This window comes from Micromonospora pallida (assembly GCF_900090325.1).
Classification (GTDB): domain Bacteria; phylum Actinomycetota; class Actinomycetes; order Mycobacteriales; family Micromonosporaceae; genus Micromonospora; species Micromonospora pallida.
The window spans coordinates 901,363-924,023 of the sequence record NZ_FMHW01000002.1 but is presented as its reverse complement, the minus strand read 5'-3'; the positions used below and the strand labels follow the sequence as shown (position 1 = coordinate 924,023).

Annotated in this window: 17 protein-coding genes and 2 pseudogenes; 2 read left to right on the top strand and 17 right to left on the bottom strand. The window is 68.8% G+C overall.

The window, feature by feature from the left end; genetic code table 11:
• Window positions 1-176 precede the first annotated feature (176 nt).
• The 17 genes and pseudogenes from GA0074692_RS04215 to GA0074692_RS04135 all read right to left on the bottom strand — a co-directional run bounded on the left by GA0074692_RS04215 (window position 177) and on the right by GA0074692_RS04135 (window position 20,964).
• Complete coding sequence (locus GA0074692_RS04215; RefSeq protein WP_091639523.1) at window positions 177-2,225, bottom strand: AfsR/SARP family transcriptional regulator; 2,049 nt, start codon at window positions 2,223-2,225, stop codon at window positions 177-179.
• 38 nt (window positions 2,226-2,263) lie between these two features.
• Window positions 2,264-3,901 carry an Hsp70 family protein gene (locus GA0074692_RS04210; RefSeq protein ID WP_245730133.1) on the bottom strand — a complete coding sequence of 546 codons (1,638 nt, stop codon included), beginning with the start codon at window positions 3,899-3,901 and terminating at the stop codon, window positions 2,264-2,266.
• A 421-nt stretch (window positions 3,902-4,322) separates the two neighbouring features.
• Window positions 4,323-4,706: pseudogene (locus GA0074692_RS36850) on the bottom strand (GFA family protein); the annotation flags it as partial.
• Window positions 4,707-4,823: 117 nt separating this feature from the next.
• Window positions 4,824-5,384: pseudogene (locus tag GA0074692_RS36845) on the bottom strand (AAA family ATPase); the annotation flags it as partial.
• Window positions 5,357-6,607: a methyltransferase, FxLD system gene (gene fxlM / locus GA0074692_RS04195; protein WP_091639518.1), complete on the bottom strand. Its 1,251-nt coding sequence runs from the start codon at window positions 6,605-6,607 to the stop codon at window positions 5,357-5,359. The gene fxlM (GA0074692_RS04195) and the pseudogene GA0074692_RS36845, both read right to left, overlap by 28 nt.
• Window positions 6,608-6,702: 95 nt before the next feature.
• Window positions 6,703-7,806, bottom strand: a complete 1,104-nt coding sequence (locus tag GA0074692_RS04190) for a hypothetical protein (protein WP_091639515.1) — start codon at window positions 7,804-7,806, stop codon at window positions 6,703-6,705.
• Window positions 7,806-8,690, bottom strand: a complete 885-nt coding sequence (locus GA0074692_RS04185; RefSeq protein ID WP_091652557.1) for a thiopeptide-type bacteriocin biosynthesis protein — start codon at window positions 8,688-8,690, stop codon at window positions 7,806-7,808. The genes GA0074692_RS04190 and GA0074692_RS04185 overlap by 1 nt, the downstream gene beginning before the upstream one ends.
• A 47-nt stretch (window positions 8,691-8,737) precedes the next feature.
• A complete protein-coding gene (locus GA0074692_RS04180) occupies window positions 8,738-9,967 on the bottom strand; it encodes a lanthionine synthetase C family protein (protein ID WP_091639513.1) in 1,230 nt (409 codons plus the stop codon).
• Window positions 9,964-13,017, bottom strand: a complete 3,054-nt coding sequence (locus tag GA0074692_RS04175) for a lantibiotic dehydratase (protein ID WP_091639510.1) — start codon at window positions 13,015-13,017, stop codon at window positions 9,964-9,966. The genes GA0074692_RS04180 and GA0074692_RS04175 overlap by 4 nt, the downstream gene beginning before the upstream one ends.
• A 77-nt stretch (window positions 13,018-13,094) precedes the next feature.
• Window positions 13,095-13,292, bottom strand: a complete 198-nt coding sequence (locus GA0074692_RS04170; RefSeq protein WP_091652553.1) for an FxLD family lanthipeptide — start codon at window positions 13,290-13,292, stop codon at window positions 13,095-13,097.
• A 70-nt stretch (window positions 13,293-13,362) separates the two neighbouring features.
• Window positions 13,363-14,526 carry a methyltransferase, FxLD system gene (fxlM, locus tag GA0074692_RS04165; RefSeq protein WP_218106543.1) on the bottom strand — a complete coding sequence of 388 codons (1,164 nt, stop codon included), beginning with the start codon at window positions 14,524-14,526 and terminating at the stop codon, window positions 13,363-13,365.
• Window positions 14,527-14,558: 32 nt separating this feature from the next.
• Entirely contained in the window at window positions 14,559-14,852 is a 294-nt protein-coding gene (locus GA0074692_RS33790; RefSeq protein WP_141725145.1) for a hypothetical protein, read from the bottom strand.
• A gap of 372 nt (window positions 14,853-15,224) precedes the next feature.
• A complete protein-coding gene (locus GA0074692_RS04155; protein ID WP_091652548.1) occupies window positions 15,225-15,941 on the bottom strand; it encodes a creatininase family protein in 717 nt (238 codons plus the stop codon).
• A gap of 2 nt (window positions 15,942-15,943) precedes the next feature.
• Complete coding sequence (locus tag GA0074692_RS04150) at window positions 15,944-17,329, bottom strand: NsdA family TPR-like regulatory protein (RefSeq protein WP_245730130.1); 1,386 nt, start codon at window positions 17,327-17,329, stop codon at window positions 15,944-15,946.
• Between the two features lie 613 nt (window positions 17,330-17,942).
• Window positions 17,943-18,935 carry an HNH endonuclease gene (locus GA0074692_RS04145; RefSeq protein ID WP_218106542.1) on the bottom strand — a complete coding sequence of 331 codons (993 nt, stop codon included), beginning with the start codon at window positions 18,933-18,935 and terminating at the stop codon, window positions 17,943-17,945.
• Between the two features lie 219 nt (window positions 18,936-19,154).
• Window positions 19,155-19,658: a hypothetical protein gene (locus GA0074692_RS04140; protein WP_141725144.1), complete on the bottom strand. Its 504-nt coding sequence runs from the start codon at window positions 19,656-19,658 to the stop codon at window positions 19,155-19,157.
• Between the two features lie 1,006 nt (window positions 19,659-20,664).
• The gene (locus tag GA0074692_RS04135) at window positions 20,665-20,964 is read right to left on the bottom strand and encodes a hypothetical protein (RefSeq protein ID WP_245730129.1); all 300 of its coding nucleotides are present in this window, start codon (window positions 20,962-20,964) and stop codon (window positions 20,665-20,667) included.
• Between the two features lie 283 nt (window positions 20,965-21,247).
• Here GA0074692_RS04135 and GA0074692_RS36655 point away from each other — a divergent pair, with 283 nt between their 5' ends.
• A complete protein-coding gene (locus GA0074692_RS36655) occupies window positions 21,248-22,453 on the top strand; it encodes a DNA methyltransferase (RefSeq protein ID WP_342672824.1) in 1,206 nt (401 codons plus the stop codon).
• Window positions 22,450-22,659 (top strand): helix-turn-helix transcriptional regulator, encoded by a 210-nt coding sequence (locus GA0074692_RS04125; RefSeq protein ID WP_091639502.1) that lies wholly within the window; start codon window positions 22,450-22,452, stop codon window positions 22,657-22,659. The genes GA0074692_RS36655 and GA0074692_RS04125 overlap by 4 nt, the downstream gene beginning before the upstream one ends.
• The last annotated feature ends 2 nt before the right edge of the window (window positions 22,660-22,661 follow it).

The following is a 22,661-nucleotide window of genomic DNA, read 5'->3' as shown; positions in this document are numbered from 1 at the left end:
GTGCGGTGCCATCGACGGTATGACCGCAGGGTGCCGCCAGGACACGGTTGGCGGGCTTACAGCACCTCACACGGCCTTACAACCCCAGCTCAGCGGCCTGTCACGCCAACGCGTTCGGGCATCGGATGCGTCGATGGACCTGCCCTCGGCAGCGATGGATGGCTGCCGTCAGCCGTTCACCGCACTGCGCGCCCCGCCTCAGGAGGAAGATCGGTGGCGGTGAGCCCGGCGTGGGCGAGCCGCTTGCCGTAGGCGTCGAGAAGGTCGCTCGCCGCGACTTGGTCACCGAGGGCTGCCAGGATTTGTGCCGCTCGTTGGTGCAGGTGCTCGTTGTAGGGGTCGACGCGGATCGCGTCCTGCAGCAGCGCCAGCGCCTGGCGGCGATCGGGCTGCGCGTCCGCCAGGGCGACGTGGGCATCGATGACGTGCCGGCGGACGACCTCACGATGCGCGTCAAGCCACGGCCAGGCGTACCCGTCGGCGAGGGCACCGTCGAACTGGTCGATGACCGCCTGCCAGGCTTGCGGCCGGTCGGTGAGGGCGGTCGTGGCCTGCTGTACCGCGTGGTGCAGCCGCCACAGGTCGACGTCCAGGTCGGGGCTGAGCCGGTAGCGGTCGTCGGCATGCTCGATGAGTGCCATACCGCAGGTGTCGCGTATCGCCTTACGGAGGTCGCTCATCGTCGTGTAGAGACGGCCGGTGACCCGGTGGGCGGGCAGGCCCGGCCAGATCGCTTCGACCAGGTCCCGTCCGGTGACGCCGTCCGGGTGGACCGCGAGGAAGACGAGGGCCTGCAGGGCGGCGCTACGGCGGATCGTCACCGCCGTGTCCTGGAAGGAGACGCTGACACCGCCCAGGACCCGCAGCCGCACCGTCGACGGGTCCGATCGTCGGGCGTCGCTGCCGGTCTGGTGGTTCGGGTTTCGGGCGGGGCTTCGGGGATGTGGCAGCAACGGCGGCGGAGACGGCTGGGTGAGCGAACCTCCGATGGTGATGGCCTCGGGCGGGCTGATCACCGTGAGAATGTCCCTGACCGCCGCCCGGTCCAGCACACACATACGGCGGCGGACATCGGGGCTGTGAGGGCTGCGGATACGCCCGGACGGATCCACACTCCAGGCCTCACCGGCGGGATACTCCCCGACCACGATCAAGGCGACGTCGCTGTCGGCGGTAGCCGCCACGAGAGAGCCGTTGACCGGGGCGTGGGTGAGCAGCAAAAGCCTGCCGCGACTCGTCTTCTGGCCCTCGCCCGGGTGTGGGGGCACAGGAGGGGTTTGCGATGCCACCACGGCGAGGGCGTCGTCGAGTGTCGGCACCACGTGGATTCCCGCCACGGCGGACACCGGCGGGTGTGGGCCAAGGAGCGCGTCGATGTCGACGCGGGTGGTGACAAGCCGCATCGCCGAGGCCAGGTCGCGTAGCGCCTGAAGGGCGGACGTGACCAGGATGCCTCGGGCAGCGTCGGACGCACCCGGCCCGGTCAGGCCCACCCCGCCGGGAGGGAACACCACAATCGGCTCATCGCCGTCCTGCCTACCTACTGCGGGGGTGTCCTGGCCGGTGTGGTCACCCTGCTGGTCGGTATCGGTGGTGACGGCCGTCTGGGCGACGGCGACAACGGCGGGAAGTGGTGCCAGGTCGGGGTCACGTGGTTGCGGGCCGGGTGCGGCGGGCCGGTAGAAGCGGCGGCGCCGCAGCCACAGCAACGCCCCAGCGGCGGCTATCTGCTCGGCAGTCTCCCGGGGCATCCAGCCACCCGGCACCACCACCCCCGCCACCCCGGCCTGCCGGTCCGGGGCCCGCTCGTCCAGCGGCTCACGGGAATCACCAGCGGCTGGGGCGGTAGCCGTGGGCTGGTCCGCTACGGGGGCGGCGGTTGCGGCGTTCGTGCCGAAAACCGCGACTCCGGCGAGCCCGGTAGCCGTGGCCTGCAACGGCGTCGGAAGCGGCACCCGCCGCATCCACCGGGCGACCGCCTTCACCCGGGCCAGCACACGCAGGACGACCGCCGCGACCACCAGCAGCCACAGCAGCCATCCACCGATCGTGAGTGCCGCCGTCACGGTCTGGGCGGTTATCGGTTCCGCCACCCACCGCTGCAACTGTGCCAGGCTGGGCCGGGAGGGCAGCGGCCAACCGGCGAGGCGCACCAGCAGCACCGGAGGCAGCACCACCAGCAACACGACCACCATCACGGACGCGACCTGCCGCGGCCACCGCACCGCTGATCACCTCACCCGGGCCGCTGGTAGGGCCGCAATCACCCGGCCGCCCTCATCGAGGCTGGCGGGGTGGCGCGCACGACGCGGGTCCACAGCCGCTGCAGCCACCACACTGCCGCCGCGATGGCGTAGACGGCCCCGAGGATGCCCGACGCCCGCCAGCTGACGATCGCCGCGCTGATCACCGCCACCGGCGCGGCCAGGACCAGCCGCAGCATCAGCGGCCCCACCACCGCCATCACCACCGCGACACCCAGCAAAGCGCCGCCGACCCGGCCGGCCAGGTCGATCCACAGCACCATGTCCGGCCACCGGTCCGCGGTCAACGAGTACTGCACCAGCACCATGCCGGCCGCCGCCGTCACCGCCGAGCCGTTCGGGAACGCCAGGAACTCCGCCCAGCCGCCTGCCGGGGTCCGCCATCCCCGCGCCGCGACCACCGCCGCCACCAGCGCGCACACCAACATCGGCGCGACCGGCAGCAGCGTCCACCGCAGGAACGGACCCACATCGAGGCCGAGGTACAGGCTTCCCACGATCGCGTACATGCCCGCGACCGCGACACCCAGCGACACCGCCGCGAGAATCCCCGTGCCGACCTGCCCACCCTGCGACCGGCTGCCCTCGGCAGACGGGGTACGAGCAGCGGACAACGCGCCGAGGACCGTGCCGGCGTTCAGCGCCGCGACGACCGCAAGCACGGCGGCCAGGGCAAGCTCACCCCAGTTCAACAACGCCCACCTGTACACGAGCGCGCCGTTCCACTCCGCCGTGAACAGAAACTGCGCCACCAAGCCCAGCGACACGAAACCCGGCACCACCATCGCCGCCGCCCGCCGCACCGACGGCACCGCCACCGCATCCGCGACCTCGGCGGGCGGGGCGGGCATGCCCACACCGGCGGCCCCCCGCACGGCCGCGGTCACCGGGTCGTTCACGACCACCGGTGTCACCTTCGCCGCCTCACCGATCACAGCAGCGGTCATCGGCAGCAGGGACGTGCCGCCCACGCAGTAGACGCCCGAGATGTCGTCGGGCAGCAGGTCCGCCGCCGCGATCGCCTCCGCGGTCAGGCGCCCCGCCCGCTCCACCACCGGCAACGCCACCTGCTCCAGCATCACCCCGTTCACCACCACGCCGGCACCCGACGGCAGGGGAACCGTCACCGCCGGATGCCACGACAACGACTCCTTCGCCGCCCGCACGCTCGCCAGCACCACCCACCGGCCGTCACCAGCCGCGCCAAGCCCGCTGTCACCGCTGCTTCCGGCCAGCGCGTCGACCAAGTCCCGGTCGACGGCATCGCCACCGACGTCCGCATCAGCGAGGGTGGCCAGGACCTCGAACCCGGTCGGGCCCCGCCGCAGCACCGTCACCTCCGCGCCAGCGCCGAGGTCACAGACCACGACGAACGCGCCCACCACCACCTGCGTACCAGCCGCCACCAGGTGCTCGGCGACAGCGACCGGAGCCTCCACCAGGGTGGGCTGCCCCAACCCCGCCCGATGCGCGGCATGACGCATCCACGTCCGCCGCCGAGGCCCCCACCCCGCCGGCACCACCAACCGCACCTCACCCACCGGCCCACCCACCAGCCGCGCCGCCTCCTCGGCCACCCGACGCAACACTGTGGCCAGAACGTCGACCGAGTCCACCTGAACATCGCTGACGGTCACCTGGTCACCAGAAGCGATAGGCGACGCGATAAACCGGCCGGGAGGCACCGATGCGGCTCGCCACGCCGCTTGCCCCGTCAGGAAGGACCCGTCCTCGGCCACCACCACCGCGCTCGACAACACCGGCCCGCCCTCGAACGTCAGCGGCGTCCACCCGCCGTCCGGGCTAGCGACGACCGCCACTACCCCAGCCCGGCCGACATCGATCGTCAGACGCGCTTCCGCAGGTCGCATGCGAGGTAGTCAAACATGAATCTCTCACTCATGTCACTCCGCTTTGACCTTGAACGCAACATCGATGGCCACCCTCGGCGGTCGAGTGGAGGTTGCCCGACCATGTCGAAATCCTCGCTGGCTGCGCTCGGTGAGCAGGTCGCAGCCGGGTGGTGGGCGCTGTCAGACAGCGCCCACCACCCGGACGTCAGCTGACGGTGCGGTGCTGGGTGTCGGGGACCTGAGGCAGCCAGGAGACCGCGTCGTCGCGGAAGGACTGATTGACCGGGACGAGGCGGGGGTCGTCCTGACCGTCCAGCGCGCTGAGGTTGATGCCGATGAGCGTGTCGCCGTAGTCGAACGCAGCCACCGAGCTGCCACAGACGGCGCAGAACCCTCGCTTGGTCTCACCCGGGAACGTGTCGAACCACGTCGGCTCGCCGCCTTCGCCGGTCCAGCACAGCCCCTCCAGCGGGAAGCTGACCCACGACTGGATCGGCCCACCGGCCCGCTTCTGGCAGTGGATGCAGCTGCAGACGTGGGGATAGTCGGGCTCGCCGCTCACGGTGAACCGGATCTTCCCACACAGGCAGCCGCCGGTCCGGACCTCGCTGGCGACGACCGACTCGGGCATCAGCTGAGATCCCTCGCAGGCCGCCGCGGCGGCGGACTCGTCGGATTTGCGGGCGCAGTGCCGGCAGCGCCGTGGACAGGGCGTCTGGGGTGCCGCGGCGGTGAGGCCGCTGGTGTGCAGGATCGTGGTGACGGTCTGTTCGAAGGTGCTGGTCTCGGCAATGACAGTCTCACCGGGGACATCGAGCAGGTCGCGGTGGGCGTACCAGGCACGCATCTCGTCGGCGGTGACGGGGATGGGCTCAGCGCGGCTGAGGTGGCGGCGGACGGTCTCGTCGAAGGACACGTCCAGGTAGAACACGGCAGCCGGTCCGGGATGGTTATCGATGAGCTGGTGCAGGACGTCGGCGTACCGTTCGGTGTGCAGGATGCCTTCGAGGATGACGTGGTAGCCGAGGTCGAGGGCAGTGCGGGCGGTCGCGGTGATGAACGCCGGAGCAACCGGGTCGATGTGTGAGCTGTCATGTTCGCGGAGCACGATCCGACGCAGGTGGTCCTGTTCCAGGAGTGCGATGCCACGGCCGTAGCGCCGACGGGCCTCACGGGCAGCGGTCGTCTTCCCGCTACCAGAGTTCCCGCGAACGACGACGAGGGTCGGCTCGGTAACGGTCACCGCTGATCCCCGGCGGCAGTCCAGGTGACCGCGGCGGTGGTGTGGTGGCGAGGAACAAGTAGTTGTGGTTGCCGGGTGGGCGGGATGGTGACGCCGGCGGGGTACACCCTGATGTCCGGGCCGGGCTGGTTGCGGTGGTCACGGTCCCACACGGCGATGAGGTCGACGACATGCTGGGTCAGTGGTATGGCGTCGGGGCCGTAGCCACGGGCACCGAACTCCCAGGTGCTGTCGTCGAGTTGGCGAATGGTGAGGTAGGCGATGCTGTCGCCGGTGAGAAGGGCAGGGCAGGAGACCCAGTTCTGCGGGTCCATGTCCGCAGCGCGGTCCCGGTCGACGGCGAGGAGGCCGTAGGGGTGGGGTTGGCTGGCCAGCCAGAGGTGCAGCGACTCGAACGACGTCGCGGGTGGGACGGTCACCTCGGACCAGACATCGACCCCGGGCCCGTCCAGCGCGGAGGCCAGGGCGTCGAGGTTGAGGGATCGGGTCTCGGGGTCGTCGATGCGCAGGGTCACGTCGTCGCCGCGCAGCGCCCGCCGCGTCACGGGGTTGGCGCCAGCGCCTTGCATGGGAACGAAGCCGCAGAGGACCGCGTCGGTGGCGGTGAGGTGGTCGCCGTCGCGGATGAGCGTGAGGCATCGGGTGTTGCCGCGCATCCGCAGCGGTACGACGAGGACACCGTCGGGGGCGAGCTGGTCGGTCCAGGCGGGTGGGATGTCGCTGGCCTCGACGGTCACGATGATCGCGTCGTACGGTGCCCTTGCCGGCCAGCCGGTGTCCGCGTCGGCCTGCACCACGTGGACGTTCGGGTACCCGGCGATGTCGAGGGCAGTCCGGGCGTTGCCGACGATGTCGGAGTCGATGTCGATGCTGGTGACCGTGCCGCGTGGTCCGACGACCTCGGCGATGAGCGCGGCGTTGTAGCCGCCGGATCCGATCTCCAACACCCGTCCGCCCGGGTGTAGGCGGGCGGCGTGCAGCATCATGGCCTGCAGCCACGGGGCGGAGATGGAACTGGTGGCGCGTCCGTCCGGGCCGCGTTTCGTGATGACCACGTCGTCGGCGTACGCGGCGTTGACGCTGACCCCGCCGGGGGCGAACAGGTGCCGCGGCACCCGACGAAACGCCGCCTCCACCTCCGGTGAGGTGATCCGGCCGTCAGCGAGCAACAGGTCGACCAGCCGGTTCCGAACCTTCTCTGGGCTGTTGTCGGTTTCCGAGATGGTGTCGAGCGCGAAATCAGCCATGATCAAAACCTCCGGTCGGTGGGGCCTCGGCACGAACGGCGCGACAATATAGGGCGCATGCGACATAAAGCGCCTTTCCCGTCGGGTCGTGGTGCTCACGTCGATGTGCCGGCAGTGAGTGCTGCCCGGATGACGGCTTCGGCGGTGTCTAGGGCGTCGGCGATTTCGGTCAGCAAGCGCGCGGGTATATGGCCGGCGTCGAGTCCGCAGGCGGTGACCTGCTCGGTGAGCTGTTCGGTCTGTCGTTGGTTGAGGATGGCGCGGCATCCGGGGTGGGCGAGGACGTCTCGGGCGGCGTATCCGTCGCCGTTGGCCCGCTCGATGAGATCGGCGGTGATGGCCTGTGCCGCAGGCTGCTCGACGCCGCCGAGCGCGTCGGCGAGGCACATCCCCAGGCGGGTGTGGAACACGACGAGGTTTGCTGCTGTGGTGTCCAGCCTCTGGTAGGCGGCGACGGCGTGTCGTTGGGTGGTGCTGGTGATGGCGGCTTGCTGGCACAGCAGGGTCAGGGATGCGGTGACGGCGCGTTCCCACGGTTCGCCTGGCTCGGTGTCGTGCAGTAGCTCCAGGGCGCGGGCACGTCTGCCTGCGGTGGCGTGGGCTATGACAGCGACCTGCCGGCCGTCGAGGATGCGGCGGCCGATGCCGTTGTGTTGTTGGAGCCGGTGGTAGGCGTCGTCCCATCTGCCGGCGGTGACGAGGGCGTGCGCGCCGCTGGACAGCAGGACCGTCCAGAGCCATTGGCGGAGTTTGCGGTGTGCGGTGGGCTCAGGCGTCAGGTGTGCGGCGGGGACGGTGACGCCGTCGATGGTGGTGTCGGTGCGGGACGCGATGGCCCGGTAGAGGGTTTCGAGGAGTCTCCATGCTCCGGTGCCGTCGCCGGCGCGGGTGCGTAGCCGAGCGAGGTTGATGATGGGTTCGAGGCTGTGACTTGCTGTTTGGAAGTCGGGTGCGGGGTGGACGAGCGCGGAGCGGGCGAGCCGTGCTGACCAATGCCGGGCCAGGTCGGATCGTCCGCAGTCTGATGCGAGCAGGGCGGCGAGGTTGACCACGGCGGTTGCGGCGGCAGGGTCGTCATTGCGGGTGGCGGCGGCAGCGCGGCGGGTCAGGTCGGTTACCCGCTCGGGCAGTGGGGTGCAGGCGGGTCGGGGCCGGGCGACGAGGGGGAATCTACGAGCTTGCGCGCCGGTCGGGTCCATCAGCCGGTTCCCGCTCTGGCTGCGGTGACCGTCGCGTGGGCGTGCTGGTAGGTGGCGTGTGTGGCTGGTTGGACGGTGGGGTCTGGGCCGAAGATGACGGTGGCGGCGTGGGTGGCGAGGACGGCCTGGGTGGTCGCGGGGAGGCTGATCCGGTTCATCGCGAAGATGACGTGGTGGGCGAGGATGTCGCGCAGCCCACGGCGGAGGTTGCCGGTGCCGGCGAGGTGGGCTAGGTCGTGGCCTGCGGTGGTGAACGCGGCAGCCCAGTCGGCCAGCATCAGGTGCGGCGATGCCGGTTGGTTGAGGTTGGTCAGGTCCGTGCTCATCAGCCGGCGCAGCCTTGCCTGGAAAGCCGGGGTCTTGTCGGGGCTGGGGTTGTCGGGCGGGGTCCGGTGGTGGGCGATCTTGGACCAGACGTCGCCTTGCTCGTACCAGTCCAGGCCGGCCGCGCGTAGCAGGGTGCTGGCAAGCAGGATCGCGAGCTCGCGGCGGCGGCGGGTGGTGGGGTCTGCTGCGGTGGTGGCGAGGTAGCCGAGTACGTGTCGGCTGTCGGCGTGCCACAGTTCATGCGCGACGGCCATCGCTTGGTCGCCGCCGAAGGCGCGGGTTTCGGGTTCGTAGACGGCCTCGACCGCGCGGGTGATGTGCCGTTCACGGATGAGGGCGTCGAGGCGGGTGAAGAGGTGCTCCCGCGCGATGGTGGTCTCCTCGGTGGGGAGGTAGCGCAGCCGCCACTGGGGTGTCTTTCGGATGAAGAACCAGCCAGCGATGCGCCTGTCGGCTTCCGCCTTCATGAGTACGGGGGCGAGGTGGGTGACGGCGGTGTGCTCGGCCCGGTCCGGATCGGGCAGCTCGATGGCGATCTGGAGCCACGGCGACGGCATCATCGCGTTCCTTTGGCGGTGAGTGGCGGTTTGCGGGTCGGGTGGTGTTAGGCGAGTAGGAGGACTGCGTCCCACGCGGACATGGGTGGGGTGCCGGTGCCGACGGCGTGCAACGCGAGGGCAGCTCCGGCCGCGCCGTCCATAAGTTCCGGTTCGGTTATCGGCTCGCCGAGTAGTTGGGCGGCGAGGCGGCCGGACAGGTCGGGTAGTTCGGCGGCCAGTACCGGGCTGCGGGCGTCGACCGCCATGCGGAATGCGGCGTGGAGCAGGCCGGCTTTGCCGTGGCACAGGCCGATCTCAGGGAGTAGGGCGGGTCGGGTCGGGTCGCGCAGCGCGGCCAGGATCCCGCGTTCGGCCGTTGCCTGTCGGCGGGCGTCGCCGAGCGCGATGCCGGCCAACTGTTGGGCCCGGGCGGCGCCCGCGATGCCGTAGCACCAGGAGGGCCGGGGACGAAGCGACGGTTCGAGGCGGCCGGTGTGGTCGATGGTCAGGTATCCGGGCCACCACGGGCCGGCGTCGTCGTCCCGGCGCCACTGATCGGTCCAGGCGCAGAGCCGGGCGAGAGCGTCGCGCAGGCTGGTGGTGGTCAGGTCGTGAAGGACAGCGAGGGAGAGCAGCGCGATGACGGCGCTGATGCCGTGGGCGACTCCCAGGTTCCCGTGCCCGTGTGGGTGGTCGGAGTCGGGTTCGCCGGACAGGCCGACCGACATCCACCACGGCGGCAGATTGGTGGTACCGCGTTGGCCGGGGAGAGGGCAGGTGAGGCGGACCAGGTAAGCGAGCACGTCGCGGGTGACGGGGTGGCCGGGATGGCGGTGCATGTGGTAGACGCCGAGTCCGGTCAGGCCGTGGATCAGGTCGAACTCGCGCATTAGCAACGGGTCGCCCCGGTCGATGCGGGCATTGGCGTCGGCCAGGCGCCCTCGGGTGAGGGTGATGGTGGTGTCGTCGAGCGCGGCCAGCGCGCGCCGGTACCGGGTCGTGCCGGCGGCGTGCAGGGCGAGGCCGAGGGCTGGTGCGCCGTGGAACAGGTTGGCGTTGCCGCCGGCGCTGATCGGCTGGGACGCGGCGAGTTTCAGCCAGGTGTGGGCAACGGTGTCGTCGCCGTGGCCGGTGCGGGCTCGTTCGATGTGCAGCAATGCGATACCGACCGCGCCGCCCGCGAGGGATTGTGGCCTCGCTCGCCCCTGGAATGCGGGCTGGATGGCTTGTGGGTCGGCCAGTGCCTCGGCGATGGCTGTCGATGCCGCGAGCGCGCTCGGGTCCGTGGGGCTCATGGTTGGCTCCGGGCGCGGGCGGTCCAGCTCAGCGCGGCGGCACGGGCCAGGTGCAGGCAGGCGCGTTCGCTGTCCGGGTCGGGGCCGATCATGCGGGTGTGGTGCAGGTGCAGCAGGTCAGGCAAGACACTGTCCACGGCGGCTCCTGCGGCGTGCAGGGCGTCACGGTAGGTGTTCAGCGCCTCGCGGCGACGCTGCCAGACAGTCCGCAGATCGGTGCCGTCGCCGAGTATGTCCAGGCCGGTCTGGTCGGGGTTGGCGAGCGCGACCGTGCGCTGGTAGACGTCGCGGGGTGGAGCGGGCCGGTGCGGGCGCGTGTGGTCGATCAGCCATCGCATACCGGCGTTGGTGTCGCCGATCAGGGCGGTAGTGATGTCCAGCAGGCTCGCCGCGGTCACCGCACGGACAGCGGGTGCCAGCCTGCCATCGATGGCGAGCAACTGCGTGAGCGCGGCCGCGGAGTCGGCGGCGAAGACCCCGTCGGCGGCGGGTCCGGCGGCGGGTCCGCCGAAGCGAGCGGTCTCCGGGTAGTCGGTGTCAACCTGTACCCGCGCGAGCAGGCCGACGCGGCGCAGGTCGTGTGTCCACTCGGCGAGCGTCGCGGTGCTCGCGTCACCGGTCAGCCTCAGCCGCAGGTGCGGTTCCGGGTCGCCGTAGCGCAGAAACCACCACCGTGCCCTTGGGCTGAGCTGGCGGATCAGGGACGGAAGGTGTCGGGTGAGGATCGGTGTCTGCCGGTCGGGATGGCCATACAGCTTGACGAAAAGGCGGTCACCGCCGCCGGGGAGGTGTCCGTATTCGCGGACGTCAACCACGGGTGCGGTGGCAAGCATGCGTGGTGGTGCTGCCGCGTCGACCGTCGCGGCCAAGGGGACGACGATCTCATGGGCGTGCCCGCCCATCCAGCCAGCCGTGTCAGGCGGAGGCGCGGCGCGCAGCACGGCGGTCGGGGTGCGACGCAGGTGGTCGCGCAGCAGTGCCTGATGAGCCGGCTCGGCGAGATCCAGGTGGATGCGCTGGTCGCTCTCGCCGAGGTACACCCCAGGCGGGCAGCCGGCCGTGTCGCGCCAGGAGGCCAGGGCCCGGCTCCACTCCCGCCAGCTAGTGGCGGGGGCGGGCAGGGCGCTTGCCGGTAGCAGCCAGCGTGCCGGCGACAGGATGCTCCGCTGGTAGCGCAGGGCGGGTAGGAACGGCAGACCGCTGGCAGCACCCCAGTCGAACCCGCCACACGGTGTCGTGAAGGCGGTGGTGGCCTCGGTGAGGAACCGCACGATCGGCAGGGTGTAGTGCACCTGCTCGACCGCGTTGAGCACGATCGGCTCCACCACACACCGCTGGGAGACCGACACCAGGTAGACCCGGTCCGCGTCAGCGGTGACCGCGATGTCGTCCAGCGCGATCCGGCTGGGTGCGTTGACGTGGTACTCCCCGAGCGAGACCTGGTGCGGCATCACTTGTGGGGCGCGGGCCACGTCCTCGGTGACCGTGTAGAAGGTCGCTGCCGACACCTGGACACGCAACGCACCACGGGTCACGCCAGGTAGGGCCGCGTACTCGCTGGCGATGCGCTGCCGATCCGCAGGGTCGAGCAGGTCGATGAACCGGCCGGTGACGGTGCCGGCGTTGCGGGACACTCCGACCACCTCCAGCCGAAACTCACCCCGGTCGAGGTCCCGCGCGGTACGGGCGTGCACGGTGACGGTCAGCTCGGTGCTCGGCTGGACGTGCCTGACTGGTGCGCTGTCGGCGAGGTCGGTGATGGCGGCGTCATCGAGCACGATCTCGCGTTCGCGTCGCAGCGCCGCTTCCTGGGCAAGGGTCAGCAGCTTCCGATCACGCGCGGTCAGGGCCGGCGGCGGTGTGGGAGTGGTGCCGTGGTAACCGGCGGGGTAGCCCAGGCCAAGGTCGGCGTCCACCGCGTCACGGACCGGTACGACCGCATGGGGTCCGTAACGCTCGAGGAAGCGGCCGTGCCAGGCCGCCCACCCTCCTCGACCGACAGTCGCGAGACGCACCAGGGCACCGGCCGCGCTCGCCGCCTCTACCGCGACGATCTCAGGAACACGCACGTCGGCGTCCAAGCGCAGATCGACTGCGACAGGTGACTCGTCGGCGGGGTGTAGACCAGTCATCGCCTCGGCCACCTGCGCGCGCTGCCGCGCGCCGGGCGTCGCGGTGTCCGACGCAGCCCGCTGCGCAAGGGTATGCAGTACGCCGAGCGTCGCACGTGCCCGGACGAGCACGCCGTCGCCCGGGGTGCTCTCGGCGGCGTCGGCCACCGCCTGCTGAAGGCCAACGGTGACGGCGGACAGGGGATCAGTGCAGGTAGTCGCCGGCCGTAGCGCGCTCAGCAGAAGCCGTTGCGACACCATCTGCGCGAGCAGCGCGTGCACAACGTGAACGGGCACGGCGTGGTCAGTGGCGAGTTTGCCGGCCAGATCGTCCAGTCGAATCGGTTCCTCCGCCGCCGTCAGCGCCGCGAGTACCGGGCCGGTGGCGCGTACCTGTACCTGGGTGGGCGGCTCCCCGAGAATCTGGTGGGGGCGGTGCTCCAGCACGATCTGCCCATCCCGGCGCGCCAGGAGGTTGTTGGCGCGGACCGTCAGATGCGGCCGAAACACCGGATCAGCCTCCAGCCGGTCGACCAGGCCCGAAAGCCACGCCGCCCGTACCCGAAGCACCGCTCGGTGCCCGTCACCGAACCGGACGGCGGCGGTGGGGGCCAAGCGGGCGGCGGCGACCCCGGCGAACAAGCCGTACGGCGTCGCCCGGCCACGCGCCCGCAGCAGGTACCGCAGGACCGACACGACTACCCGCCGCGCCTCACCCTCCCCGACCCGGCTGGCGCAGACCGAGCGGACACGGTCGGCGAGCACGGGGCTGGCCAACTCCACTGCCGCCGCGAACTGCGGCACCGCGAACATCTGCTCCAACCATCGCTGCCACGACCCTGCGGCCTCCGCGCCGGTCAGGTCCGGCCAACCGCCGACCAACCAATCGGGAGAGCAGGTCGACGCGCGCACCACCAGCGCATCCAGGTACCGGTACACATGTCCTCCCCTGGGAACGGGAGGCGTCTGGCCACGCGGACGATACCCCACTTGGCCAGACGCCCCAGGTCTCCGGCCTACGCCGGGCAGGTGGTGCTGCAGGCGGACTGGCAGGTCTTGCCGCACCCGTCGTTCGTCATGTAGATCAGCTTGTCGACGCTCTCGCCGGACTCGATGAACGTGATGTCCAGCTCCCAGTCGTCCGGCCCGAACTCGTCTTTCTTCCCGTCCACCGCCACCGGCGACGCCAGCGGGGCGGTCCGCTCCTCGGTCATGATCGACACGAAAGCCTCCTTCGAAAGGGTTGTGATCCATCCGGTGTCCCGGCTGGGACGCCGGTAGCTGTCAGCGCCAGGACACGGCGACGGCGCCGTGGCGCTTCGGCACATACCAGCCGTCCGGCACGCCTGCGCTGGTAGGCAGGTACTCGATCCGCGCGGTCCCGCGACGGCGGAAGTCGGCCGCCCAGCGGCGCAGCAGCCCGACATACCTGTCAGCGACCGCCTCGGCCTGCGGGCCGTAGGCGTAGACACCGCTCTCCCATCCGCCGAGGCCCTCGTTCTCGCGTTTCGTCCGGTAGGCGAAACTGCCGCCCTCGACCACGGCGGCCGTGCCGTAGGTCACCGCCGGGCTGAACACGCCCTGGTCCACCAACTGCTGGCTCGCGTACAGGAAGGGCACGTGGGACGCGCTGGTCACCACGAACAACTCCAGCTCGTCGGGCATGTCGAACGCCGCCCCGGACCACCGCTCGATCCTCGGTGCGTGGACCGCCTTACGCAGCGCCGGCACGTCGAAGCCCGGATCCGGCCCGTCCATGCGCAGCGTTGCCTCGCCGTTGATCGGCACCAGCGTCTCGGAGTACGTGCCCGCGCCCTGCATCGGCACGAACCCGCCAAGGCAGTAGCTGTGACTGACGAGGCGCCCTCCGGCCAGGTCGAAGGCGACGCAGCGGGACAGGCCGGCAAACCGCAGTGGCACCACGATCCGGCCGCGTTCGGACAGCTGGGCGATCCAAGCCGGTGGAATGTCCCACGCCCCGACCGTGACGATGATCCGGTCGTACGGTGCCTGCTCCGGTACACCGTATTCGGCGTCGGCCTGGACGACCCGCACCCGGTCGTAGCCGGCGGTCTGCAAGGAGGCGCGGGCCCGAGCGACGATCTCCGGGTCGATGTCCACCGACGTCACCGCACCCTGCGGGCCGACCAGCTCCGCAATCAGCGCCGCGTTGTACCCACCCGAACCGATCTCCAGAACCCGCATCCCCGGCTCAATCTCGGCCTGCTCCAGCATCACCGCCTGAATGTGCGCCGCCGACACCGAACTGAGCGCCGTACCGTCCGGACCGGTCTTCGTCACCAAAGGGGTGTTCGAGTCGTACACCACATCCAGAGACTCCCCTGGGGCGAACAGGTGACGCGGCACGACCGAGAACGCGGCAGCCACCGCCTCCGACCTGATCGTGTCCTCGCTCAGCTCCGCCACCATCGCCGTCCGCAGCGCCATGGGATCTCGCACAGCGTTCCCACTTGCGGTAGTCATGTGATCACATCCTGGCCATGTGGTTGGTTGCCGCCGCCGGCCAAAGTCGACCTGCAGGCGGGTTCGTGAGAGGTTGCGAAGCGGCCGCCGTCGCACCGGCCATCAACCTCCGCTGCTCCGAACCGTTCCGGCATCCGCGATGCCAGGAACCAGTAGACGCAACCAAACACATGTCGAACACCCTCGACACCGATTTTCGACACGACCCGTTCGTGGATTGGCGACCGGCGCAAGCCTTCGGCGAGCATCAACGCCGACCCGGTGATGACTACGGCAACGAACGTGCTCACCGCGATGGCAAATCCGCGACCAGCGCAGTCACCACCGCCTTGGTGCTGGCCGTACCAGCGGCACTGGTGGACCCAATGCCGCAGCTACAGCCGGTGCCGACAACACACTGGCGGCCCAACAGGCCGACCCACGGGCGTATCAGGCTCAGTAGATGCGACGGCGGGCGTAGGCGCCTGCGGCAGCCACACCGATCGCGGCGAAGCGATCGGGATGGCGAGTTCGCCCCAATCGATGCCTCGGGTGTCATCGACACCGAGGGCCCCGGCGAGGAGAGTGCCGAGGATGGCGGCAAGCACGCCGCTGACGGCGTTGACAGCTTCGGACCGGAGATCGGTTGGGTTACCGAACAGCAGCCACTGCCAGAGCTACGTCTACTGGTGTGGTTCGCCCCGCAGTACGGCCAGAACGTCGGCGAACGTGGCAGTAAGGCTTTCCAGCACGGCTTTCCCTTTGTCGGCGGTGGCGAGGGACGGCTGGCCGATGACCCCGCTGTCGGTGTAGCCGCGCATTCCCAGGACCAGCAGGTCCGGACGTTCCGCAAGGTGGTCGGCGTTCTGATAACCGTCTCGAACGAGTTCGGGACAGAGATGCAGGAGCAGGGAAGTCTCGATCTCCCCGGCGTGCATGTCGTCGTGGCTGCTGCTGACCAACCCGGCCTGCTGGCGGGCGGTCTCCCAGTCCTGCCGTCGCGGGTACAACGCCATGCGGCGCTCGCCGACGTTGGCTTCCTGCACGATGTTGGACAGCACGTAGTTCCCGCCATGGCCGTTGACCACGACCAGCCGGTCGACACCTGCACGGCGCAGCGATTCCCCGACGTCGGCGACGATGCGGGTCAGGGTGGATGAGCGGATACTCACCGAACCTGGCCAGCCGGTGTGTTCCTGCGAGCAGCTGATGGTCACAGGAGGAAGGAGCATCAAGTCGTACCTGGCAGCGGCAGCCTTCGCGATAGCGCAAGCAACGATCGTGTCCGTGAGCAGAGGTAGGTGATCGCCGTGCTGCTCGAAACTGCCCACCGGTAGCACGGCGACGTCCGAGGCGCGGTTGGCCTCGTCAGTGGTCGTCGCGGTGGTGATCAAATCCATGATCACAGTCTGGCCGTCGAAGCGACGAGTGAGAAGGCGTTCCTGAACCCGACTACCTCGGCAGATGCCGTTTTCCCCGTGAGCTGGGCATGCAACTGGCCCAGGGTACGCATCGCCCGCGCGGAAGAGGTTGCGGCGGCAAGGGACAACGCTCGGCTTCCCTCGACGCCCGCCTCGGCCAACCGGTCGACGGAGACGTAGGACAAGGCGAGCCAGGATCGCGCCAGCGTTTCATCCTGTCGGTATTCGACGGGCCAGCCGTCGAGGACCTCTTCAAGGGCACGGGCAGCCGCCTTGGCTTGACCGAGGCGTAGAAGGCAGTAGCCCTCGTGTGCCCGTAGGTAGGCAAGGGTGCAGTGGCGGCCGATGGTGTCCGAGTCGTCGGCACCGACGCTTGCCGCTCGGTCGATCAACTTGTGTGCGATTTTGAGGGCGGTGAGGGAGCGTGGTTGATCGCCGAGGAGGGCGTGTCCCTGTGCCTGACGAATCAGGCACAGGGCGCGGTCGCGGTCGGCGAGTGACACGATGGCCTCGGCCGTCCTGGCGAGTCGCGTGGCGTGAGTGCCGTCGAGTCGGTCGGCGGCTTGCTGCGCCTGGCGCATGAAGACATAGGCGGCCATCCGTCTGTCGCCCGCTCTGCGCGCCAGTTCGAGTGCCTGGTCAAGCCAGTACGCCGCGGCCGTGGCGTCCCCCAGATTGTCGGCGGTCCATGACCCGAACTCCGCCCATCGCGCCTCTACCGCCAGCAGACGCGACTTGAGGTCGTCCATGGCCTCGTGCCGGTAACGGCGGATCACGGCCAGCTCTCGGCAGACGGCGTCGTAGACCTGCCGGGAACCGAAGACGTTGTGGGAAGCCGCCAGGAGCCGGAGCATCTCGCTCCAGTGCAAGGCCAACGCGGGATCAACATCCACCGAGACCTGCCCCAGCCCGGGCCAACTCAGACCAGTTGACCGGTCGGCCGGCCAGCCCGTCTCCACCGGACCGCCTGCCGATGTCGACGATCGCACTACCTGTGCAGGTGGAGGCAGCGCCTGGCCCGCCCCGGTCGGGACACCATCCATGCCTGGCCGCGAATCGCCTTCAACCTCACCCCACCGGGCGCGTTGCCTAGCCTCGATCTTCTCCTGATCATGCCGCTGCTTGAGACTCCGGTAACCGTCGTACCCGGCGAGCAGTTCCCCACCGGCGTCCAGAAACGTCTCACACCGCTGCCAGAAGATCCGATCAGCAACCTGCTGACCACACTCAACCCCAGCGATGGTGCTCCGAGTGCTGTACACCCGCTCGGCTACATCGGCCTGCGTCAGGCCACGTGACTTGCGCCAACGCGCGAGCTTTGCGCCGAGCGCCCGCTTGACGTCCTGGACCTGCTGCGGATCGATCACGAAGAAGCCCCGATCTTCCACAACCCACGAGGGGGTATAGCCATATCGACGCAGAAGAAAGCCACCCTAGCTGACCTCAGCGCAACCGGGCGAGCACCCATCGCAGCGGGAACCGCCCTCCCTCACTGGGACAACCAGACCTACCGCGTGGGGCGCCACGGAGAAAGCGCTGGGACCAAACGTGGTGCCACCGGACGGGGCGGAACGTGCGGGATGTTCGTCGCACGAGCACCCACCGAGCAGCCAGACGTCCACAGGGGACGAAGAAGTCAAGGGGCTTGACCTTCCGCAAGTCAGGCCCCTTGTAATCTGCGCGCCTGAAGGGACCCGAACCCCTAACCTTCTGATCTGCAGCTCCAGGCGATGCGATCTCCTACGGTTCCCCCGACGTCGGACAGTTCCTGGTCGCCACCTGGCAGCCGATGCGGCTCGCTCGGTTGCTGTATATCGCTGCTGTACTACTGATCCCGTTCACGCGGTCAGGCACGGCCCGCTGGAGCCCGCGGACCACGCGCCTTCACTGTCTCGCGTCGCCCCTTACCGCTCGCTGCTGAATCTCTCGCTGCCTTCTGGCTGCGTCGCCTACCAAAGATGTGGCATCGGTGAAGATCGGCTAATCCGCCCGGTGGCGCTCGATCAGCGAGATGAGTTCCTCTGGGGTCAGCCAGGGCGAGGATCGGTGGATCATCCGATGGCAGTTCGAACACAACAGCATGAGATCCTCTGGCCGCGTGCGTGTCGGTCCGCTGACATGGAGAGGCGTGCGGTGATGACACTCGATGTAGTCGGCGCCGCGTTCGCCATACGTCTTCTGGAAGTCGAACCCACAGGCTACACAGGCAACCACCGCGTGTCGGCGCTTGTACGCCTCGATCACCTTACGGCGCAGCTTCGGGTCTCGTTCCCGGCGAAGGTGCAGCCGCTGGAGCACCCGTCCCTCTTCGGCGCTAAGCCCGTCAAGGTCTACGTCTGCCACCTCCGCCGGGTCGGCCGACTCGTCCACGATGGCCTGCCGGATTGCGACGGCCTGTTGCTCCATCTCGACCGGCCGGTCTAGGAAGGCGACGAGTACCTCCCGGTCGTACCGACCACCGTTGGTTGGCTTGCCGGTGTAGTTCGGATGCTGAGTGGCAATGTCAGCGGTCTTGCGAGCCACGCCGTTAGGGTTGCGAAAGTCATGGCCGCGCTCTTCTACCGGATGCGTGGTGTAGAGCTGGAGCAGCTCAGACAACTCAATCACGCGGGGATCGTTAGGCGTCAGCCACCGCCAGCCGTTGTCACGCACGAGTGCGCAGGCCAAAACGACCTCGTCCCACGTCCAGGGCGGGTTGCGGTGAGTCCGGGTGACGAAGCCGAGCCGTCGAAGGTGGTGGACGACGCTCGCCTCCCCGCCTGTGAAGTCACCGGACCGCAAGAACTCACCCTGGCTGACGCCGTGCGCGTAGCCCATGATCGCCTTTGAGTCGTACCGGCGGCCATTGACCTCTAGAAAGTATGTCCGGGCGGTCCCAAAGCCATACTTGTCCAGGAACGCGTCCCGGCCGAGTTTGTCGAATTCCTCAACGGCAGCGAGGACATCGGAGCGTGTCACATCAGCAAGGCCCACGGGCAAGATCGTAGGAGACTGGAGGCCGCCGAGGCCATGGCCTATCCCTGCCTTGCAAAGATCAAGACCGCTGTCGGTCGGCGTCGGTAACCGCCGTTGAGCTGCTCGTCCTGTCGCCCCAGTCGGCCTTTGACTGGTCCGGCCGGCTGGCTTGGCTGTACGGATGGCTGCACAGCCAAGGCGCCCCTCATGATCTGCAACCGTTGCTGTCGACCGTTGCTAGAGGCAGATCCAGCAGTAGATGCTTTCCCCGCTCGTACGTGCTCTGCGGGCCAGCCCAACGAACTCCCGCAAACGCGACAGCATGACCTCCGGCGACGTGTCGCTGTAGCGGGACAGCTCATCGATTTGTGACCATCGATCGGCTAGGCCCGGCAAGCGGTCGTCCGGGATTTCGGCAAGCGCGTCCCGGGCGGGTTCGCTGAGTACGACGACCCAGGGCCCTTCGTACTCAGGGTCCTCACCAGCACCGTCCGGGCAGACAAGTCGTTTCCCAACCAGGTCGGCGTCCCACGGCACGTCGAGGGCGAACGAGACGACCTTGCCGAGGACGACGGTCGGATCGATCCCCTTGCCGTCCACGGCATCCTCGACGTGAGAATCTCCCTCTCGCACTACCGGCCCGCCATCGGTGGCGGCCATCAGCTTTGCGACAGCCTCGTCGTCAGAAGCGCGGAAGTAGTCGTACAGAACACCCACAGAAGCCTCCCGATCGGCTGCCATGCCGCCACTTCTAGGACGACCAAGAGAACATAAAACCCGGCCGCCAGGGGAAGCGGATCCCCTCGTCGGGCAGTCGCCAGACCGTCCAGCCTCCCCGCACGGGGTAGCCCTTGTGGTGCCCGATGAGGTGATCCGCAGCGGCATCTCTGAGGAGGGCCGGGGTTCGGGGCAGAGCCCCGAGGTCTTCGAGGTTCGGTGCTCCGTCAGCGTGGCCGGCCGGCCCGGCCGATGCCGGCTGCTCGGGCTTCCAAGCCCCGTCTCTCCTGCTTCACATACCGCCACCTTTCCTGAAAGCCTGGAAACGCCCTAACCGCAGCAAACGGGAACAAATTTTAGGTATAAATCATACACAAGTCGGCCACTTGCCTTGCAGTATGCAACTTGCACGTGGCAACAGATTTGAACGTTCAAATAAGGACATAAGGTGATCCAACAGCACTATTCCTGCAAGGAAGCGTCGCACAAAAAACGCGGAATATTTCACGCACGCAAGGTGACCTTCGCAAACGTGAGTCGTTGCCCTAATGCGCAGGTAAACCGCCTGCGTGGGGAGGGGGCGGCACCACGGGCTTGGCTGGGCGCGGAGCGCCGCCCCCGACCTGCACTCGCAACTTGAGGAAGCACAGGTTCATGTCGGTAACGAAACTATGGGGCCAGAAGCATCGGGCGACACGCAAGGATCAGCGGAGGAGGCGCAGCCGCCTACCTGGGTGGGCTCCGCTTCTCGCTTCCATCGGCACGCTGCTGAGTGGCCTGGCTGCGGTGATTATCGCCATCGCGCACATCACTGCCAGCCTTTGACGTAACGCTCAAGGGGCGGCTCCAAACTGGAGCCGCCCCTTGGCTTTGCATGCAAGCAGGGCGAAGAGGGCTTCGTCCTGCTGGTTCTGGCTGGTTGTCAGGCAGCGAAGCTGCGGACTTCGTCTCGTAGGTCGGCTGCCAGACTCGAACCCTGGCACCTTTCGGCATTCAACTCGTCCACAATTCGCTTCAACCTCTTCCTAATTCAGAAGATTTTCCGGTCCTCGGGCAGGTCAAGGATCGGGCGTAGTGCGGCGACGGTTGCGTCCAGCTCGCCAAGGTGAAGATGGACGGTAGCCTGGTAGACGTGGGCCAATGCCTCGTCGTCGAGCGAACGGGCTTCGGGCGACTCGGTCTCCCATATGCGGATTGCCTGGCTGGCTTCGCCTACGGCCCGTTCGGCATCGGCCGTGCCGGGTAGCCAAATCAGGCTGCTACCGGCGTAGTAGCGCTGTTTGGCCTCGGAGAACGTGAAGAGACCGTCGACAGAGTCCGTAGTGGTCAACTTCTCGCGTTCGCGCTGCGCTTGGTCGAGTGCGGCGCTGGCGCCCTGGAGTCACCGAGGTTGGCACGGCACTGTGCCAGTCCGCAAAGAAGCCGCAGCCGGCCGGTTCCGGTCGTGGATCGCCGCAGAACGTCAATTACGCATTCAGATGACCTAACAGCAAAGACGTTCCATCAACGATCAGCAATTTAAGTATGCCCTACTCAACGAGTGGCCAGTGCCCAACGGCACCGGCCACTTTCTTTGCCCGCCGGAACACCCAACTCTCGGAGGACTTCTCCCAATGACAGCCCACCCGTTCGCTACAGCACGAGTCGCCGACGCATCAAACGACAGCCCCACCGACCCGGGCGACGCGGCCACGGCAATGAACACCTGGCGACCTCTTCTGCGCCCCGGCGAGTTCCTACTCGTCGAGCTCATCGCCGGGCAGCCGCAGCCAGGTGAGTTCAGCCACCGCGCAGCGGTCACCGCCGGCCGGCACCGGCCGGCCTTCCGGAACCTGCTCGTGTTCGCCACGACCGCACCCGTAAGGAGAACCCTCGTGCCTGCCCCTCGTCCACTGCTCCACACCGCCGTCCCTCACGGCTCCGCCCCGCCTCGCCCCGACGCCCCCGCCCTGACGGCCCTACTCGCCGAGGGTTACCTGGGGCCAGTCTGGTTCACCGGCCAACCCCCATCTCGTGACCTACTGCGCGGCCGAACCCACCCCGTGTCGATGAACCACCCCGGCAAGATGCTGCCGACCATCCCCCGATACGCCGTTCGCACCTGCACCAATGCCGGCGACATGGCACTCGACCCCGTAGCCGGAATCGGCACCACCGTCACCGAGGCCATGCGCCTGAGCCCTCACAGTGTCGGAGTCGATTACGAACCCGAGCCGGTGGCCCACACGGCGGACAACGTCCGCCACACCACACAGGCCGGAGCATCAGGCCCGGGCCAGATTTACCGCGGGGACTCCATGGCGCTGCTGTCCCTGTTCCCAGTGACCTCGCACGGCCAGGTCGCATTGGTAGTCACTCCGTCGCCATACGGGCCGTCCAGCGGCCCACAGTGGCTCGTCCAGCATGAGGGTGCCCTGATCCTCGAGGCCCCGACCCCGCCGGGCCCAGGGCCCGCGGGTGCTCGGAATCAGCCGGTCACCGACCCGGACCGAGGCAAGGCAGCCCGCCAGCACTGGCCGCAGACTCCGCCACGCCCCGCCAATGCGCAGCCCGGAGACGGACTTGACTCCTCCGGACCCCAACGCGTTGATCGACGTCCACAACCGGCACACCCCACAACCACGCGTCGCAGCAACAACGCCAAGGGCCCCCGGTCCCAACCCGACCGGGCACTTGAAAGGACACCCGATCCGTGCCCGCCCTATCCCCTACCCGCGCCAGGGTCCACACCGTCAGACGCCACCAGCCGCTGGCGGCCTGCCGGCCGCGCCGCGCCACGTCCGCAGCCCGGTTCACCCGACACGGGAGGCCGGCAATGAACGGCCCGACCCCTCCCGTATGGCGGCCAGACCCCCTCCTGACCATCGATGACCTCGCCGCCTGGCTCGGCAAGCCCAAGAACACCCTCTACGCCTGGCACAGCCGAGGCAAGGGACCCCGCGCCATCCGCGTCGGCAACACCCTGCGCTACCGGCGCAGCGAGGTCGAACGCTGGCTCGACGCCCACACCGACGCCGAGAGGTGAGC